General features: G+C 34.1%; 15 protein-coding genes. 8 read left to right on the top strand and 7 right to left on the bottom strand.

Annotation, left to right across the window (positions count from 1 at the left end; translation table 11 throughout):
• Nucleotides 1-3: 3 nt before the first annotated feature.
• The 6 genes from A0O34_RS18465 to apaG all read left to right on the top strand — a co-directional run bounded on the left by A0O34_RS18465 (nucleotide 4) and on the right by apaG (nucleotide 7,841).
• Entirely contained in the window at nucleotides 4-534 is a 531-nt protein-coding gene (locus tag A0O34_RS18465; protein WP_066758024.1) for an FEKKY domain-containing protein, read from the top strand.
• A 17-nt stretch (nucleotides 535-551) separates the two neighbouring features.
• Entirely contained in the window at nucleotides 552-1,820 is a 1,269-nt protein-coding gene (locus A0O34_RS18470; RefSeq protein ID WP_066758027.1) for a glucose-1-phosphate adenylyltransferase, read from the top strand.
• 283 nt (nucleotides 1,821-2,103) lie between these two features.
• Nucleotides 2,104-3,144 (top strand): SRPBCC domain-containing protein, encoded by a 1,041-nt coding sequence (locus tag A0O34_RS18475; RefSeq protein WP_066758030.1) that lies wholly within the window; start codon nucleotides 2,104-2,106, stop codon nucleotides 3,142-3,144.
• A gap of 123 nt (nucleotides 3,145-3,267) precedes the next feature.
• Nucleotides 3,268-6,084 carry a 2-oxoglutarate dehydrogenase E1 component gene (locus tag A0O34_RS18480; RefSeq protein WP_066758034.1) on the top strand — a complete coding sequence of 939 codons (2,817 nt, stop codon included), beginning with the start codon at nucleotides 3,268-3,270 and terminating at the stop codon, nucleotides 6,082-6,084.
• A gap of 40 nt (nucleotides 6,085-6,124) precedes the next feature.
• Entirely contained in the window at nucleotides 6,125-7,372 is a 1,248-nt protein-coding gene (gene odhB / locus A0O34_RS18485) for a 2-oxoglutarate dehydrogenase complex dihydrolipoyllysine-residue succinyltransferase (protein ID WP_066758037.1), read from the top strand.
• Between the two features lie 94 nt (nucleotides 7,373-7,466).
• Nucleotides 7,467-7,841 carry a Co2+/Mg2+ efflux protein ApaG gene (gene apaG, locus A0O34_RS18490; protein ID WP_228394316.1) on the top strand — a complete coding sequence of 125 codons (375 nt, stop codon included), beginning with the start codon at nucleotides 7,467-7,469 and terminating at the stop codon, nucleotides 7,839-7,841.
• 209 nt (nucleotides 7,842-8,050) lie between these two features.
• Here the strand turns inward: apaG and A0O34_RS18495 are convergent, their stop codons facing one another.
• From A0O34_RS18495 to A0O34_RS18505, 3 genes are all read right to left on the bottom strand, one after another.
• The gene (locus A0O34_RS18495; protein WP_066758043.1) at nucleotides 8,051-8,605 is read right to left on the bottom strand and encodes a 3'-5' exonuclease; all 555 of its coding nucleotides are present in this window, start codon (nucleotides 8,603-8,605) and stop codon (nucleotides 8,051-8,053) included.
• A 230-nt stretch (nucleotides 8,606-8,835) separates the two neighbouring features.
• Nucleotides 8,836-9,804, bottom strand: coding sequence for a glycosyltransferase family 2 protein (locus A0O34_RS18500; protein WP_066759828.1), 969 nt, complete (start codon nucleotides 9,802-9,804; stop codon nucleotides 8,836-8,838).
• 6 nt (nucleotides 9,805-9,810) lie between these two features.
• On the bottom strand, nucleotides 9,811-10,695 hold the full coding sequence (locus A0O34_RS18505; RefSeq protein WP_066758045.1) for a lysophospholipid acyltransferase family protein: 885 nt from the start codon (nucleotides 10,693-10,695) through the stop codon (nucleotides 9,811-9,813).
• Between the two features lie 133 nt (nucleotides 10,696-10,828).
• On the opposite strand from A0O34_RS18505, the gene A0O34_RS18510 reads away from it, so the two are divergent.
• The gene (locus A0O34_RS18510) at nucleotides 10,829-11,320 is read left to right on the top strand and encodes a thioredoxin family protein (protein WP_228394388.1); all 492 of its coding nucleotides are present in this window, start codon (nucleotides 10,829-10,831) and stop codon (nucleotides 11,318-11,320) included.
• Between the two features lie 37 nt (nucleotides 11,321-11,357).
• Here the strand turns inward: A0O34_RS18510 and A0O34_RS18515 are convergent, their stop codons facing one another.
• The 4 genes from A0O34_RS18515 to A0O34_RS18530 form a co-directional block, all read right to left on the bottom strand.
• Nucleotides 11,358-12,719 carry an aldehyde dehydrogenase gene (locus A0O34_RS18515; protein WP_066758050.1) on the bottom strand — a complete coding sequence of 454 codons (1,362 nt, stop codon included), beginning with the start codon at nucleotides 12,717-12,719 and terminating at the stop codon, nucleotides 11,358-11,360.
• A 42-nt stretch (nucleotides 12,720-12,761) separates the two neighbouring features.
• Nucleotides 12,762-14,324: an MFS transporter gene (locus A0O34_RS18520; RefSeq protein ID WP_066758053.1), complete on the bottom strand. Its 1,563-nt coding sequence runs from the start codon at nucleotides 14,322-14,324 to the stop codon at nucleotides 12,762-12,764.
• Between the two features lie 238 nt (nucleotides 14,325-14,562).
• Complete coding sequence (locus tag A0O34_RS18525; RefSeq protein WP_066758055.1) at nucleotides 14,563-15,609, bottom strand: HlyD family secretion protein; 1,047 nt, start codon at nucleotides 15,607-15,609, stop codon at nucleotides 14,563-14,565.
• Between the two features lie 6 nt (nucleotides 15,610-15,615).
• Nucleotides 15,616-16,872 carry a TolC family protein gene (locus A0O34_RS18530; protein WP_066758057.1) on the bottom strand — a complete coding sequence of 419 codons (1,257 nt, stop codon included), beginning with the start codon at nucleotides 16,870-16,872 and terminating at the stop codon, nucleotides 15,616-15,618.
• A 119-nt stretch (nucleotides 16,873-16,991) separates the two neighbouring features.
• Between A0O34_RS18530 and A0O34_RS18535 the strand changes: the two genes are divergently transcribed.
• Nucleotides 16,992-17,891: a helix-turn-helix domain-containing protein gene (locus A0O34_RS18535; protein WP_228394317.1), complete on the top strand. Its 900-nt coding sequence runs from the start codon at nucleotides 16,992-16,994 to the stop codon at nucleotides 17,889-17,891.
• The last annotated feature ends 217 nt before the right edge of the window (nucleotides 17,892-18,108 follow it).

Genomic DNA, 18,108 nt, shown 5'->3' on the forward strand with positions numbered 1-18,108 from the left:
AGTATGTTGAGAGCTTTTTTTCTTGTAATAATATTTACCTCGATTATTTCCTGTAAAAAGGAACAAGAAAATTATCATGGAGGATATTATTGGATTTATGGATATGGTCTTTCAGATATAAGAATTCATGAAGCGATAGAAGGAATTTCCGAAAAATGGAAAATAAAAATTGTTGATGTTGCTGGCTGTATGATTGATTCTAAACTACAGAAAAAAGTAGATGAGACAAATAAAAAGACCTATGCAGCAATAGAAGAAAGATATGGCAAAGGCTGGAAGATAAAATACGATAAAGATATAGAAGGCTTTGCTTCTAAGAAAATTGATGTGATGGATGTTTTGATCACAAATAAACTTTTCAGAAATGAACTCAAAAAACATTATATAGAAATTGATGATGTAGATAAAGTTGTAAAAGAGCAGAACGATAATTTATATGATGTGGTGGTTTACAATGATAAGTTGAAATCAGAGAATAAAGAATGCTTTAGAGTAAGTGTAAATACGAAAAATAGAATTGTACAATTAAAATAAAAAACGCAATATAATTTATGAATCACAATGTTATTTCCATTGTTTTGGGAGGCGGAAGAGGCACGAGACTTTTTCCATTAACGTACACAAGATCAAAACCAGCTGTACCTATCGCAGGAAAGTACAGATTGGTTGATATTCCTATTTCTAATTGTTTAAATTCAGGATTGAATAAAATCTTGGTTCTTACACAGTTTAATTCAGCTTCATTGAATTCGCATATCAAAAATTCTTACCATTTTGATATTTTCAGCAAAGGTTTTGTTGATATTTTGGCAGCCGAGCAGAATGTGGAAAATGAGAGTTGGTATCAGGGAACGGCAGATGCGGTGCGTCAGTCGATGAAGCACCTTGAAAAATATGATTATGAATATATTCTGATTCTTTCAGGAGATCAATTGTATCAGATGGATTTTAAAGAAATGCTTGACTTCCATATTGAAAAAGGAGGGGACGTAACTATTGCCACAATCCCTGTAAATGCTAAGGATGCCACAGGTTTCGGAATTTTAAGTTCTGATGACGAAGGAAATATTACTTCTTTTGTTGAAAAGCCGGATTATGACATTTTAGACAGTTTAAAATCTGAAGTTTCTGAAAAGAATAAAGGCGCAGGAAAAGAATATTTAGCTTCAATGGGAATCTATATATTCACGAAAACAATTCTTAAAAAAATGTTTGAAGACGGAGCTGGAGATGATTTTGGAAAAGACATCATCCCGAATTCCATTGGAAAATACACGACATTAAGTTATCAGTTTGAAGGATATTGGACGGATATCGGAACAATCGAATCTTTCTACGAAGCTAATATTGATTTGTGCCAGGATTTTCCTCAATTTAACCTATTCTCATCTTCACCAATTTATACAAGAGCGAGAATGCTTCCACCATCTAAAATCAACGGTTCTTATGTAAGTAAAGCTGTTTTTGGAGACGGATGCATTATTATGGCAGATAAAATTGAAAATTCAGTTATTGGAAACAGAACGAGGATTGATAAAGGAAGTACGATCGTAAATTCCTACGTCATGGGAGCCGATTTTTATCAAAGCACAACAGAAATTGTTATCAATGATAGGAAAGGCCGCCCCAACATGGGAATCGGAAAATACTGCTACATCGAAAAAGCAATTCTAGATAAAAACTGCTACATCGGAGATAATGTAAGAATTATCGGCGGAAAACACTTACCAGACGGTGATTTTGGAACACATTCAGTACAGGACGGTATTGTAGTGGTGAAAAAAGGAGCTATCGTTCCTCCGGGAACTCATATTGGGTAAGTTGAGTCTGAGAGTTATATAATTGTAGAGTTTGAGAATACATCGGTGATTCAGAACGAAGCAAAGCGGAGTGAAGAATCTATTTTCAAAGGATTTATATTCGCAAAAAATAAAAACGCATCTTTTAGGAGTTGCGTTTTTTTATATTCTTGAAAAATATTGTAAGGGTGTTTCCGAAAGTCTGATGCTAGGTGTGGAAAACTTTCCGGAAGGAAAGAAAACTTATTAAAATCAAAATGACCAACATATTGGTCACTTTTTTTATTTGTCTTACTTTTGTGCGATGCGTTTTTTTAAAATCATAGCGATAGTTGCGATACTGTTGGGAGGAGCTTATGCTGCTTCCATGTATTATTTTGTGGATGAAAGCAAAAGCTTTAAAATAGAGAAAGAGGTAGACTATCCGGTGGAGAAGGTCTTTTCTCAGTTCAATAATCTGCAGAATTTCACGCGTTGGAACAATTTCTTCAAAAGTTCTAAGTCTATCGATATCGATTATTACACACCTTACGAAGGACAGGGCAGTAGTATAAGCTATGTAGATCCGAAAAACGATACAGACGGTGAAATGTTCATCAGATATGAAAATCCAAACAAAACGTTGAGATATCAGCTTTTTGAGGATAGAAATGAGAACCCAACGTTGGTTGATGTTAAGTTTAAAGCCGTTTCTGCTGAAAAAACAAAGATTATCTGGAATGTTCATACCCCAAAATTATCCGTTTGGAAAAGAGTAGAAAATTTCTGGACAGAAGACCGATTTGCTGAAAATATCAACAATAGCATGACAACTCTGAAAAATGTTTTAGGGAATAAAGTGGAAAAAGACAATCAGATGGCGGCCATAAAGTATGATAGTTTGATGGTTGAGAAGGAAGAAGACAAACTTTTATTGGGAATTAACGTCAGTACATCAAATAAAAAAGATGCGCTTTATAAAAATATCGTGATGAATTATAACAAGGTTTATAATTATATAACGATGGATCTCGGCAAAAAAGATGACGAATTTGGGTACCCAATTATGATTACGGATGCTGACAATTATAAAGATAAAGAAGTCTCTTATTTCCTCGGAATTCCTTTGTCTAAAAAATTCGGTGTTACAGATAATAACTTTAATTTCAGATCGGTAAGTCCAACACAAAACTACGTAATGTATTACCGAGGTACTTACGAAGGAAGAGTTAAAGCGGTGCAACAACTGCTACAAAAAGCTAAAAATGACGAGATGCGTTTCGGAGATATTCGCCAGACTTTTATCGAACGTCCGATGGAAGGCCAGAACGTTAATATGAAGTTGTCTTTATCTGTTTATAAGTAAATTAATTGTATTTATTTCTTTTATAGTTTTTTTAATAGTTTTGGGCTGTCCCACGTCGGTTTTTTTTATTAAATTTGAGGATTAATTCTACAAACAAAATTTAATAATAGATAAACTGTAATAATGGACAGATTTTCATTCCTAAACGCAGCTCATTCTCAATTAATTGAGGATTTATACCAACAGTATTTAAAATTCCCGGACTCTTTAGAACCATCATGGAAATCCTTCTTTCAAGGATTCGATTTTGCTTTGGAGAACTACGGTGAAGGCGATAACGTTCAATATATCCAAGCTCCGGCTAACGCTGCTCCGGCAGTTCAGCAAATTTCTCAGGCAGCCGCTAACGGCGAAGTTCCTGAGCATATCAAAAAAGAATTTAAAGTTGTAAACCTTATTGAGGCTTACAGAACGAGAGGGCATTTGTTTACAAAAACAAACCCGGTTAGAGAAAGAAGACATTACACTCCGACTTTAGATATCGAAAATTTCGGTCTTGATAAATCAGACTTAAATACAAAATTCAACTGTGCCCTTGAAACAGGGATGAAAGAACCTGCAACATTACAGGAACTTATTACGCATTTAGAAAACATTTACTGTGATTCTATCGGTGTTGAATATACGTATATCAACAATGTTGAAGAGAAAGATTTCATCAAAAAATGGTTGCAGGTAAACGAAAACCATCCAAGTCTTTCAGCTAACGAGAAAACTGATATTTTATTGAAGTTGAATCAGGCTGTAGCTTTTGAAAACTATCTTCACACAAAATTTGTGGGACAAAAAAGATTCTCTCTTGAAGGAGGTGAAACATTGATTCCTGCGTTGGATCAATTGATTTCAAGATCTTCTCAATTGGGAGTTGATGAGGTTGTTCTTGGGATGGCTCACAGAGGTAGACTTAATGTTTTATCTAATATTTTCGGAAAGTCTTACAAGCAGATTTTCTCAGAATTTGAAGGAAAAGAATTTGAAGAAGATGTATTCTCTGGTGACGTTAAATATCACTTAGGTTCATCTAAAAAAATAAAAACAGCTTCTGGAGAAGAGGTTGCAATTAACCTTACTCCAAACCCATCTCACTTAGAAACAGTATCTGCTCTTGTAGAAGGTATCTGTCGTGCTAAAATAGATGATAAATATAAAGGAGACGGTTCTAAGATTTTACCGATCGTAATTCACGGTGACGGTGCATTGGCAGGACAGGGTATTGCTTACGAAGTTGCTCAGATGATGACATTGGAAGGATATAAAACAGGAGGAACTGTTCATATCGTTGTAAACAACCAGGTTTCATTTACAACCAACTATGCAGACGCTAGATCTTCAACGTATTGTACAGATATTGCTAAAGTTACAGAATCTCCTGTAATGCACGTAAATGCTGACGATGCTGAAGCGGTAGTACATGCAATCCATTTTGCTGCTGATTTCAGAGCTAAATTTGGAAAAGACGTTTATATTGATTTATTAGGATACAGAAAATATGGTCATAACGAAGGTGATGAGCCAAGATTTACACAGCCTAATTTATATAAATTAATTTCTAAGCACCCGAATCCAAGAGAAATTTATAAAGATAAATTAATCAACGACAGCGTTATTTCTAACGACATTCTTAAGAAAATGGAAACTGATTTCAAAGCACTTTTAGATAAAGACTTTGATGCTTCTAAAGAAATCGAGAAAAACGTGATGGACTTGTTTATGTCTGATGACTGGACAAATTATCCTATCGGAAAAAGAGGTGCTGTTCAGTTACCTGTTGATACAAAATATGACTTGGCGAAGTTGAAAGAATTGGCGATCAAAATGTCAACACTTCCGGCTGATAAAAAGTTCATCAATAAAATTACAAGACTTTTCGAAAACCGTCTTAAAGCAATCGAAGGAAATTCTTTAGACTGGGCATTAGGAGAGTGGTTAGCTTATGCTACATTGCTTACTGAAGGTCACAACGTAAGACTTTCTGGGGAAGATGTGGAAAGAGGAACTTTCTCTCACAGACACGCAGTTGTAAAAACTGAAGATACTGAAGAAGAATTCATCCCGTTAAGACATGTTTCTGAAAGCAGGTTTGATGTTTTCAATTCTCACCTTTCTGAATACGGAGTGTTAGGATTTGATTATGGTTATGCTATGGTTTCTCCTAATACTTTAACAATTTGGGAAGCTCAGTTTGGAGATTTCGTAAACGGAGCACAAATTATAGTTGACCAATATTTGGCTGCAGCAGAAGAGAAATGGAAGATTCAGGATGGTTTGGTAATGCTATTACCTCACGGATCTGAAGGGCAAGGTGCAGAACACTCTTCAGCCAGATTAGAGAGATTCTTAACGCTTTGTGCAAACGAAAATATGGTAGTTGCGAACATTACGTCTCCTGCTAACTATTTCCACTTGTTAAGAAGACAGCTAAAATGGACTTTCAGAAAACCATTGATAGTAATGAGTCCAAAATCTCTATTGAGACATCCAAAAGTAGTTTCTCCATTGGAAGATTTTGCAACAGGAAGTTTCCAACCGATTTTAGACGATCCAACTGCTGATCCTAAGAAAGTAGAAAAATTAGTGCTTTGTTCAGGTAAATTATACTTCGAATTATTAGCTAAAAAAGAAGAATTAAACGCTGAAAATATTGCTTTGGTAAGATTTGAACAATTGTATCCATTACAAAATGATGCAATCGAGGCGATCTTCAATAAATATGAGAACAAAAAAGAAATTGTTTGGGCTCAGGAAGAACCGGAAAATATGGGTGCTTGGTCTTACATTTTAAGAAACTTCAGAGATACGGGAATTCAGGTAATTTCTCCTGTTCCAAGTGGTGCTCCGGCTCCGGGAAGTCATAAAATGTTTGAGAAAAACCAAAATGCAGTGATCAACAGAGTTTTCGACAGAGACGATGCTCCTGCTAAAAGACCTGTAACAGCTTAATTAAAAATAATATTCAATTAAAAAATAAAAAATACTCAATATGTCAATTTTAGAAATGAAAGTTCCTTCACCGGGCGAATCAATTACAGAAGTTGAAATTGCAACTTGGCTTGTAAAGGATGGTGATTATGTAGAAAAAGATCAACCTATCGCTGAGGTAGACTCAGACAAAGCAACGCTAGAATTGCCTGCAGAACAAAGTGGAATTATTACTTTAAAAGCGGAAGAAGGTGATGTGGTACAAGTAGGGCAGGTAGTTTGTTTAATTGATGTGGATGCTGCTAAACCAGAAGGTTCTGCTCCTGCTGCTCCAAAACAAGAAGAAGCTCCTAAAGCTGCTGAACCGGCTAAAACAGATGCTCCAAAACCAGCTGCACCAGTTGCTGCTCCTCAAACTTATGCTACTGGAGCTCCGTCTCCTGCTGCTAAGAAAATTCTTGATGAAAAGGGTATTGACGCATCACAAGTTAACGGACAGGGAAGAGACGGAAGAATCACTAAAACTGACGCTGAGTTGGCTGCTGTTCCTGCAATGGGAGGTAGTTCATTAACAGCTACAGGATCTAGAGCTTCAACGACTACTAAACTTTCTGTTCTTAGAAGAAAGATCGCTTCAAGATTAGTTTCTGTGAAGAATGAAACAGCGATGTTAACTACTTTCAACGAGGTTGACATGTCTGAAATCTTTAGACTAAGAAAACAATATAAAGAAGAATTTGCTCAAAAGCACGGAGTTGGACTTGGTTTCATGTCTTTCTTCACAAAAGCGGTTACAAGAGCATTAAAATTATATCCGGATGTAAATGCATCAATTGACGGAGATTTCAAAATTAACTATGATTTCTGCGATATTTCAATTGCAGTTTCAGGGCCTAAAGGATTAATGGTTCCGGTATTGAGAAATGCTGAAAACATGTCTTTCAAAGGTGTTGAAGCAAACATCAAAGACCTTGCTGTTAAAGTAAGAGACGGAAAAATCACGGTTGACGAAATGACTGGAGGTACGTTCACTATTACAAATGGTGGTACTTTCGGATCTATGTTGTCTACACCGATCATTAACCCTCCTCAGTCTGCAATCTTAGGAATGCACAATATCATTCAAAGACCGGTTGCGGTTGACGGACAAGTTGTAATTCGTCCAATGATGTATGTTGCAATGTCTTATGACCACAGAATTATTGACGGAAAAGAGTCTGTAGGATTCTTGGTAGCAGTAAAAGAAGGTATCGACAACCCTGTTGAAATTTTAATGGGTGGTGACGAAAGAAGAGGATTAGAATTATAGTTTTAAATAATTTAACATAAATCTTACAATCTCGCCTCAAAAAAGGCGAGATTTTTGTATATATCTAAAAAATACAAAAGTGATGTTTTCAAAAATGGCTTCGAATATCAAAGTTTCAGTAATACCTGAATACGATAGCAAAAACAGTTATCCATCCGAAAATCGATATGTTTTTAAATATAGCATAACGATAGAAAATGACGGAAGTTTTCCTATAAAAATTCTTAAAAGAAAATGGTTAATTTTTGACGTAGGATTCGGATTTACAGAGATCATAGGAGATGGTGTAATAGGATTAACACCGGAAATTCCTGTAGGTGAGAATTTTGCTTACTTTTCCAATGTAATGTTACGTTCCGGAGTAGGAAATATGAGTGGGAAATATTTAGTTAAAAATATGGATACTGAGGAAAGTTTTGAAATAGACATTCCAAAATTCAACCTACTCTCCGAAGTTTTAAGCAATTAATTCTACATAAACATTACCAAATAAGTGCTAATTAGGTGAAGTTTGACATTATCATCTGTGTAAATATGTGCAATCTGTGGGATAAAAGTACTCACTATCAATTCAAATTAAAACAACTATTTTGTCATGCTGAAAGTATCTCTACAAAACAAATGTAGATTCCTCCGGAATGACAAACTTAATGTAAAATTTGAGTGAGTTAAAAATTATTAAAGCTTTTTAATTTTCAATTTCATATAATCAGAAACTTCATCGTTGCTGGTAAGGAATAATTTTTCGAAAGCCAATAATGAAATTTTTGCACAAACTTCTGCGTCAGCACCTGCTCTATGATGTTTAAATTTTATCTGATGATATTCCGCCAAATGTTTTAAACCATATTTAGGAAGATAATTCCATGATTTCTTTGCCAGCTGAATACTACATAAATAGTCAATTTTAGGCGTAAATATTCCATAATGACTCAGACATGCTCTTAAAACTCCTGCGTCAAAACTCGCGTTATGAGCAATCATTAATGTTCCGTACATCATTTCCTGAATTTCGTACCAGATCTCATCGAAAGTAGGAGAATTTTTTACATCATTCGGTACAATTCCATGTACATCGATATTATATTGACTAAAATAAGGAAAACTAGGAGGTTTTATCAACCAGGTTTTTGTCTCTATAATCTTAGAATCCTGCACAACACAAACGCCAACTTCACAAGCTGAACTCCTGTCGTTAGTGGCTGTTTCGAAATCTATTGCGCAAAAATCCATGAAATGTAATTATAAAATTAAGTGGTATAAGATATGAATTATTTCTAATATTTTGGGCAGCTTTTTCCGCCTTCCGTTCCCGCAATTTTGTAGTTTTGCCAATGCTTTTTCCTTTCTAAAAAAACTACAAAATGTGCTCCACTCAAGTCGGGCTGCACCCTTCAACGTTCCTTAAATATTATTTATCAATACTGGAACTAAGCCCTAAAACCTAAATCCTGATACCTTTATTAAAGAAAATGTTTAAAAATCAACCATTTGGATTGATAGAAATCCCCTTTTTGATGTTTTTGACGAAGCTTCCAAGTTCCGGGAAGTTGCGCGTAGAAACCAAAATGTGCTCTTGCAACAGCCCAAAGATGTGGAAATCCGTGTTTAAATCCAAAATAAATTCCTGCAATTCCGTCTAAACACAATCTGAAAAATATTAACCAAATTAACTTAGGAAAAGGTAAATTTTTCAACATCATTGAAAGATTATTTCTGATGTTTAAATAGGTTTTTTGAGCACTTTGTTTGTTTAAAGTTCCGCCTCCAACGTGATAAACTGTAGATTTTCCTGTATAAAATATTTTCTTTCCTGAATTAATTAATCTCCAACAAAGATCTATTTCTTCCTGATGGGCAAAAAATCTTTCATCAAAACCTTTCTGTTTCCAAAAATCTTTAGAACGGATGAAAAAACAACATCCTGAAGCCCAGAAAATCTCAGTTTCATCGTTGTATTGACCTTTATCTTCTTCCAAATCATCAAATACTCTTCCTCTGCAATAGGGATAGCCTAGGTTGTCGATTAAACCACCGCCAGCACCTGCAAATTCGAATAAATTTTTAGTATTAAAAGATAATATTTTTGGTTGAATAGCCGATATTTCTGAATTTTTTTCAAATAATTCTAAAACAGGCTCTATCCAGTTTTCAGTGACTTCAACATCTGAATTGAGTAAACAGTAATATTCAGCTTGGATCTGTTTTAAACCTTCATTATAACCTCCTGCAAAACCAAAATTCTGATTGTTTTTTATGATTTGAACTGATGGAAAATGAACTCGTAAATAATCTATAGAATCGTCTGTAGAAAGATTATCAATGACATAAATATCTGCATTTTGAGAAGATTGAACAACACTTGGCAAAAATTTTTCAAGCCAGTTTTTACCGTTCCAGTTTAATATGGCAACTGCTAGTTTTTTCGACATCTCCATCTATATTTTTTCGGAATCAAAATCTTTAATAGAATCTTGATATTTCCATTTTCTGTGTGACCACAAATAATTATCGGGTCTTTTATGCAAAGTATTTTCTAACAATTTATGGAATTTTCTTACCACTTCATTTTTTGCAAATTTCTCTCCGTCAGGCATAACTCTGTGGTAATTAATTTGATAAAAACCACGTTGAACCTTCTTCATTTCACAATAAATGAAAATAAGATCCATTCTTGTGGCTAGTTTATCATAGCCTATAAATGCGGGAGTTCTTTGATTTAAAAACTCTAATCCGTAGCTGACATGAGAAAAATGTGGCGTTTGATCTGCTACAAAAAGATAAATAGAATCGCCATTATTTTTAGCTCTGAAAATATTTAAAACAACTTCATTTGCTTCCAACGCATCATTTCCAAACTTACTTCTCACTTTTTTCATCTGGTTTTCCCAAAAAGTACTGTTAACCTTTCTGTAAACCGGGTGACAGTTTGTTTGTGGTACAATAGTCGCCAAAGTATTCATCCATTCCCAATTGAAAACATGACCTGCCAATAAAATAATATTCTTTCCTTCTTCTTTAGCTTCGTGAAACAACTCTTGATTAATGTGCTGCATCCTGACCTTGGTTTCAGTTTCAGACATTGTGAAAGATTTTATTGTTTCCGCCAAATAATCTGAAAAATTTAAATAAAATTTCTTTTTAATCGCAGCAATTTCTTCTTCCGATTTTTCTGGGAAAGAGTTCTTTAAATTCTGAGTAATTACTTGTTTTCTATATCCAACAACATAATAATTTAAAAAGAAGATAATGTCCGAAAATATATATAATATTTTTAGAGGAAGTTTAGAAATTAAGTATAATATTTTGATAAGGAAATTCATAAAACGTGCAAATTTAGTGATAATAAAATTATGGTTTCATTTTTGCTGATAATAAGTATTAATTTTTTATTTTTATAGTATGAAAAAGACATCATTAAAATATTTTGTAGCCCTATTTATGGCATTTGGATCAATGGCGTATGCTCAAACAGAAAAAGTGAAGGAAGATCCGAAAGTAATAGAGCAGAAGAAAAAGGCAGCGGCAGAGGAAAAAGCAAAATTACCTAAACCTTACAACCCAAAAGCGGATGCTCAGAAAGATATTGAAGCTCTGATCGTTCAGGCTAAGAAGGAAAATAAAAACATTATGATTCAGGCGGGTGGAAATTGGTGTATCTGGTGTCTTCGTTTTAATCAGTTTGTGCAGACAACTCCTGAATTAAAGGGGATTGTAGATAAAAATTACGTGTATTATCATTTGAATTATTCACCTGATAATAAAAATGAGAAAGTTTTTAGCCAATATGGAAATCCAGGTGAAAAATTTGGATATCCGGTGTTTATTGTTTTAGATAAAGACGGAAAAATGATTCACGTACAGCAAAGTGATGTTTTGGAACAGGATAAAGGCTACAGTTTAGAAAAAACGAAAGAGTTTTTCAATCAATGGGCTCCTAAGTCATAAAAATTAAAACCGAGAAATTTTCTCGGTTTTTTTGTTTTTAAAGTAATTTTTTAATCCAGCTTAGTTTCTTTTCAGAATAAGGAGGATATTTAATATTCGGTTCTCCCCAAGTTGCTTTTTCCAGAACAGGTTTTTGATGTGAAAAGGTTTCAAAACCAAATTTTCCGTGGTAATTTCCCATTCCTGAGCTTCCAACGCCGCCAAAAGGCAAATTGTCATTTCCTAAATGCATCACAACATCATTAATACAGCCTCCGCCAAAAGAAAGCTTTTGTTTAAAAGATTCTTTCTCTTCAGAATTATTGGTGAATAAATAGGCCGAAAGTGGTTTTTCAAGTTCAATCAGATAATTTACTGTTTGATTAAAACTTTTAAATGAAATCACAGGCAAAATAGGTCCGAAAATTTCTTCCTGCATCACATCATCTTCCCAAGTTATATTAGTTAAAATCGTTGGTTCAATGTATAATTTTTCTTCATTGTAATTTCCGCCGAAATATATTTTTTCTTTATCGATTAATTTAATTAATCTCTGGAAATTCTTTTGATTAATAATTCTGGTGTATTGCTCGGAATCTGGTTCGTATTTGAATTCTTTAATTTGATTTCTCAGCATTTCCAGAAACTGTTCCTGAATAGATTCTTCAACCAATAAATAATCGGGAGCTACACAGGTTTGTCCGGCATTCAAAAATTTACCCCAAATAATTCGTTTAGCTGCGACTTCAAGATTAGCATCTTTAGTGATAATGACAGGAGATTTTCCACCTAATTCTAATGTTACTGGCGTTAAATGTTCAGCTGCGGCTTTATAAATAATTTTCCCAACTTTAGTACTTCCGGTAAAAAATATTTTATCGAATTTTAATTTTAAAAGTTCTGTCGTTTCATCAATTCCGCCTTCATAAACATACAAATATTCGGGAGGAAAATTTTCGTTGATGATTTTAGACATTGCTTTCATGGTATTTTCTGCAATTTCACTTGGTTTTAAAATACAGCAATTCCCGGCAGCCAAAGCAGCAATGATAGGAGAGAGGGATAATTGATAAGGATAATTCCATGCTCCAATTACTAAAATACAGCCTAATGGGTTTGAGTGAATTTTACTGTTGCCGATTTGATTGGAAAGGTTGGTTCTTACTTTTTTAGGTTTCGCTAAAGCATTTAAATTTTTAAGATAAAAATTGATGTCCTTTAAAATAAAAGAAATTTCAGTCGTAAACGTATCAAATTTTGACTTGCCAAAATCTTTGTAAATAGCTTCATTTAAGAGGTTTTCATTTTCAAGAATAAGATATCTTAATTTTTCAAGATACATTTTCCTGAATTTTAGATTCTTCGTTTTCTGTGTGTTGAAAAACTCTTTCTGCTTTGATACGATTTCCTGAATTTCCATAAACCAAATTTCAGAAAATAATGCAAATCTTTTGCCTAAAAATTACATTATATTTCTAATCGCAATTTTTACGGGATGATACAGCAACAAAAGCAAAGCAGTGATCAATGCTAACCAAAATAATCCAGTGAAGATTTCCATATTGGAAAGTAACATAGACTGTGCGGCAATTTTAGCTTTAAAGGCTCCTGCCGTCACCGATAATGATTCATTTACAGGAAGTTTTGAAATATTTGATCCAAAAATTTGATTCCATTGTGAATAAAAAACCGGATTTGTATCTGTCAATTCAAAACTTAATGTATCTGAATGTTTTAAGGTTAAAAACAACATCAAATTCTGCATTAAAGCGTAACCAATTGCGGTTGTCCAGAAACGGGTAGAAGTCCCTAATGCGGTGACGTTGGCAACATATTCTTCGGGCATTCCTGAAATCAAGAAGAATACCAACGGAGTAAACAATAAACCTTGTGCAAGTCCCTGTAAAAATAAAGGTGGACAAATCGTTAAAAGCGTTGTGTCAGGATAAAAAGTGTAGGTGAACCAGGCGCAATCTATCGCTAATAATAGAAATCCTGTGAAAAATACGATTCTTGAAGAAATACCTTTCATTAAACAGATTCCGGATAAAAATACACCAATCAATGTTCCCGCAACATTCCAGTATTGAATGTCTACGATATAATCCCACGGCCATTTCCAGACGGTTGCCATGATACCGTAAACATTATTTAAACCTGAACGAATTAAATAAAATATGAAGAATAAAAGCATTCCAACGATCACATTTTTTGAACTGAAAACTTCAAAGTGGAAAAGCGGACGCTTAGAATTTCTCTGTTTTAGCATAAATAATCCACCTGAAAGCAGGAATACAAACAGGCATAAAATGATGGTATCCGATTCAAACCACATCAATCTTTTTCCGTAAATAATAGCGTAAGATCCGGCCTGTAAACAAATCCAAAGAAGAAACCAACTTGTGATATCTAATTGATATAAAGGTTTTTTAGGAAAGAATCTGTTTCTGTTGAAAAGTGCAATTCCGATAATTAAAACAAAAATATGAAAGTAAAGAATCATCAAAATCATATGCTGAAAATCATAATCTTGGATGCTCGATTTTAACAAAGAAGTAGTGATTGTTCCACCTGTAAGCATGATCGTGTACATGAAAAGATAAGCAATCACTTTGGCGTGTCTAGTCTTTAATTCCGCAATGATTAACGGTAAAAATATGGCACCTTCCATTAATCCGAAAATCCCTTCTAAAAATCTGATTACTAAAATGATATGATAGTCGTTCGTGACGGATAAAACGTATAGAATAATGACTGAAATAGAAGACATCAGCAGAATATAATATTTTACACTAAAATAGGCCATAAACCGTTGTAAAACCAACATGGTTACTACGAATGTTCCGTACATCATCATTAATAAATACTGAATATCATCAGGATCTACATCCATAAATGACGAAGTGAAAGCACTGTTAGAATGCAGGATTGACAGTAACATCAAGTGCGGAAACAGTGCCAATACGAGAAGTGGTAGCTTCAGCCATTGCGGAACCCATTTATAATAAATTGAATTGTGTTGCATTTTTTTAATTAATAAAAACGAAAAGACCGAAAAGCAAAATGTAAAATAAGTAAAAGGTAAAATGGCAAAATGCGTAAGAAAAAAATGGCAATTTTGCGGCTTTGCAGTCCAGCCTTTTCGTTGAAAAAAGAACTTAATTGGTTAATTTTAAATTTGAGAAAGAGGAATTTGAAAAATTTTAAATCTAATACATTAACTCTTTTGCAAAAAAACTCTCAAACCCTCATGCTCTCAAACTCTATATCTTTTTCGCACTCACCAGAACGTTCATTCCGGAAAGTAATTTTTCGTTATTTTGATTGTTATCAAGAATAATTTTCACTGGAAATCTTTGTTCGATTTTAACGAAGTTTCCTGTTGCATTGTCTGGTTTTACTAAAGAAAACTGAGAACCCGAAGCGGGTGAGATTGATACAATTTTTCCTTTAAATTCTACATCAGGAAAGGCATCTGCAGTAATCGTAATTTCTTGCTTTTGATCAATTTGTCCAAGCTGAGTTTCTTTATAATTGGCAATGATCCATTTTTCTTTACTTACAATTTGAACCAAAGCCTGACCCTCTTTGATCAACTGACCTTCCTGAATTGTTTTCTTTCCAACCCAACCGTCATAAGGCGCTGTAACTACAGTGTAGGAAAGGAAAAGTTGAGCATTATTCAAACTTGCAGAACTTTGCTGGATCTGACTTTTTGCTGGAGCAACTTTAGTTTCCTGCTCGCTTGCGCTTACTTTCACAGCATTTTTTTGCTGTTCCAACGCTAAAAGATTGGCTTTTGCCTGATCGTATGACGCTTTTACATTTTCAAACTGCTGTTCGGTCGCGGCATCCTCTGAAACCAAGTTTTTATATCTTTTAAAATCTTGCTCAGTTCTCCAAATATCGATCTTTGCGGAAGCAATTTTTGCATCGATGATTTTGGTGTCACTTTCTTTTGTATTCACGCCACTTTGAATGGTGGTAATATTTTCAGAATTGGCGTGAAGATTGGCTTCTGCCATTTTCACTTGGTTTACAAATTCTCTGTTATCAATGATGATCAAAGTATCTCCTTTGTGAACGAATTGATTTTCGTTGAATTTTATAGTTTTAATGAAACCTGAAACTTTACTAGAAACAGGCGTAATATATTGTTCGATCTGCGCGTCGTTTGTGGTAACATTTTTTCTCGAAAAAAGATAAAAACTTGTCATCCCTGTAATCCCGCTGATAATAAGGATCCAGGCCAATAATGTGATTGTTTTATTGATTCTTTTTTCTTTTTGTGTTAATTGCTTCTGTGCCATAGTTTTTTACAGATTTCCAATCGTATATTGGAGTTGGTAATATTTAAGTTGTCGGTTTATTTTTACGGAAATAAGATTAGATTGAGCTTCCAGATTGGCATTGTCTGCATCGATAAGTTCAGTAATTAAGCTTAATTTATTGATGTATTTAGTTCTCACAATACGGTAGTTTTCTTTCGCTTGATTAATTGCTTCTTCGGCGATTTTCACCTTTTGATCGGTTTCTTCAAACTTCTTATAAGCTTCATAAACATTGTGTCTTACATTCTCATCATTTTCCTCAATTTGAAGTTTTGCCAAGCTTATATTTTCCTTTGCTTCCTGCATTTTGTATTTGTTTTTATACAGACTTTCGATAGGATAGGTTAGGTTTACTCCGATCATTCCTAAACGGTAAGCGTAAGGCTCGGGAGGGAAAAACATCATATTCGGATATTTTAAAAAATATTCTCCGCCAGCTGTTATTTTAGGTAAATAATTCGCTCTTGTTATTTTTTGATCCAATTGTTTTAATGAAAGATTTTTGTGCGTCATTTCAACAGATTCGTTCTTGATTAAGGCAGTTTCTGTTAATTCATCTACATACGGAATTTCAGCTTTATCGGAGATTAGATCTTCTGTATTGACGTGCATTTCCTGATTTTCCGGAAGAGAAAGGATCGTTTTTAATTTATGTTCCGCGATTTGAATATCGTTATCTAATTCTGTCCAGCTCATTTTGTGATTGGAAAGCTGTAAAGAGGTTCTCAGAACTTCATTCACTGTTACCACTCCATTTGCTTTTAAGGCTTTGACCTGTTTGATATTCACAGAATCTTCTTTCATTTTATCATTAATCAAACTTTGCTGTTCTTTTAAATGATGGATCTGAAGGAAGGCGGTGATGATTTCCATTGTAAGCTGTCTTTCATCCAAATGAGTTTTTAAGCTTGAAATTTCGGTGTCAATCGATGCTTTTTTCTCTGTATTTTTAATCTTTCCTCCCATGTATAAAGGAATGGATGCTGAAAGTGTAAAATCATACATTCCGTTGATCACGTCATATTTTGTAGCTTTTCCGAATAAGCCATCTTCATGTTGAAAAAGATTTGAAACCTGAGTATAGCTTGTATGAAATTCGATATCCGGTAATTTTTCCATTTTGAGATCTTTCTCTTTGGTTTCGGACATTTGTTGTTTTAAGTGACTTATCTTAATGTTTTTATTATTCTTTAGACCCAATTCTACAGCCTGTTGTAAGCTGAGAGATTGATAATCTATCATTTGTGAGTGTAGAAAGCTGCTTATCAATAATAAGCACAACGCAATGCCTTGATATCTACATGCGTTAAATATCATTTTCATAATTTAATTAAATATTTTTTGATAAATTGATTTTGATTATGCAAAGTTACGGGGTGGAGTACCAGACACGATTTGTGAAAACAGAAAAAGATTTGTTCATTTACGCCAAAGTGAAATTTTCTCCTTACCTTTATTTTATGAATGACAGTCATTTTGGAGCAGTCGAAGAAGAAGATGCCGAATTTTACATATACAACGTACTTGCAGGAAATATAACAACGGATGTTCATTATCACGGATCTGCACAATTAGTGTATGCAGAGGGCGGTATTGTGCATGTTTTTACAGATTCAAAGCATTGGTATCTTCCCGCAAGATGCTTTATGTGGATACCCGCGGGAACTCCGCATTATATTTTTAGTTCAAGCCCGAAGGTAGATTTATATAATTTTTATTTTAAAAAAGAGGAAAATGAAGATGGCTTTTTTGATGAAATTAATGTGTATTCTGTAAGTCATTTGCTTAGAGAGATGATTTTATATACCAAAGACTGGGATGGGAAAATCACAAAAAATGACAGTTCAAAATATTATTTCCTCAAAGCGCTGAAAAGTATTCTCCCTGAGAAAAGAGACAAAAATTTGGCATTTCCAGTGCAACATCCTTTTCCTAAAGATGAAACCTTATTGAAGATTGCTAAATACGTTCATGCTAACCTTGAAAAACCGCTTACGATAGAATCTACCGCCAAAGAATTCGGAATAAGTACAAGAACCTTATCAAGAAAGTTTAAAGAGATTTTAGGGATGAATTACGTTCGTTTTCTACGTGCTTTGAGAATTACTCGTTCCTTAGAGCTAATGTTGGAAGGAAAGTATAATATGTATGAGATTGCGATGATGGTTGGTTATAATAGTTTGTCTTCTTTCAGTAATATTTTTAAAAAGGTAATTGGGGTTGCTCCGAGTGAATATCAGCAGAAATTGAAAGGGAAATAGGTAAGTGGGAGTGTGTGTTTGAGAGTTGGAGTATTTTTAGAGTGTTTTTGGGGCATTGCGAGGAGCGAAGCGACGAAGCAATCTTTTAATGTAAGAAAATTTGGCTCAGCGATTGGTTTTCACGAGAGTTTGTCATTCTGGAAGAATCTCAACAGTAGATTTTACAAAAAAGAGCTTAGATTCCTATGCAATGACGAAGTGGATAGTGAAGTTGTAG

The organism is Chryseobacterium glaciei (assembly GCF_001648155.1).
In the GTDB taxonomy this organism is placed as follows: Bacteria; Bacteroidota; Bacteroidia; order Flavobacteriales; family Weeksellaceae; genus Chryseobacterium; species Chryseobacterium glaciei.

Excerpts from the sequence above, each read along its gene's own strand:
- A0O34_RS18465 (WP_066758024.1), top strand. The coding sequence starts at position 4 with ATGTTGAGAGCTTTTTTTCTTGTAATAATATTTACCTCGATTATTTCC.
- A0O34_RS18470 (WP_066758027.1), top strand. The coding sequence starts at position 552 with ATGAATCACAATGTTATTTCCATTGTTTTGGGAGGCGGAAGAGGCACG.
- A0O34_RS18475 (WP_066758030.1), top strand. The coding sequence starts at position 2,104 with ATGCGTTTTTTTAAAATCATAGCGATAGTTGCGATACTGTTGGGAGGA.
- A0O34_RS18480 (WP_066758034.1), top strand. The coding sequence starts at position 3,268 with ATGGACAGATTTTCATTCCTAAACGCAGCTCATTCTCAATTAATTGAG.
- odhB (WP_066758037.1), top strand. The coding sequence starts at position 6,125 with ATGTCAATTTTAGAAATGAAAGTTCCTTCACCGGGCGAATCAATTACA.
- apaG (WP_228394316.1), top strand. The coding sequence starts at position 7,467 with ATGGCTTCGAATATCAAAGTTTCAGTAATACCTGAATACGATAGCAAA.
- A0O34_RS18495 (WP_066758043.1), bottom strand. The coding sequence starts at position 8,605 with ATGGATTTTTGCGCAATAGATTTCGAAACAGCCACTAACGACAGGAGT.
- A0O34_RS18500 (WP_066759828.1), bottom strand. The coding sequence starts at position 9,804 with ATGTCGAAAAAACTAGCAGTTGCCATATTAAACTGGAACGGTAAAAAC.
- A0O34_RS18505 (WP_066758045.1), bottom strand. The coding sequence starts at position 10,695 with ATGAATTTCCTTATCAAAATATTATACTTAATTTCTAAACTTCCTCTA.
- A0O34_RS18510 (WP_228394388.1), top strand. The coding sequence starts at position 10,829 with ATGGCGTATGCTCAAACAGAAAAAGTGAAGGAAGATCCGAAAGTAATA.
- A0O34_RS18515 (WP_066758050.1), bottom strand. The coding sequence starts at position 12,719 with ATGGAAATTCAGGAAATCGTATCAAAGCAGAAAGAGTTTTTCAACACA.
- A0O34_RS18520 (WP_066758053.1), bottom strand. The coding sequence starts at position 14,324 with ATGCAACACAATTCAATTTATTATAAATGGGTTCCGCAATGGCTGAAG.
- A0O34_RS18525 (WP_066758055.1), bottom strand. The coding sequence starts at position 15,609 with ATGGCACAGAAGCAATTAACACAAAAAGAAAAAAGAATCAATAAAACA.
- A0O34_RS18530 (WP_066758057.1), bottom strand. The coding sequence starts at position 16,872 with ATGATAGATTATCAATCTCTCAGCTTACAACAGGCTGTAGAATTGGGT.
- A0O34_RS18535 (WP_228394317.1), top strand. The coding sequence starts at position 16,992 with ATGCAAAGTTACGGGGTGGAGTACCAGACACGATTTGTGAAAACAGAA.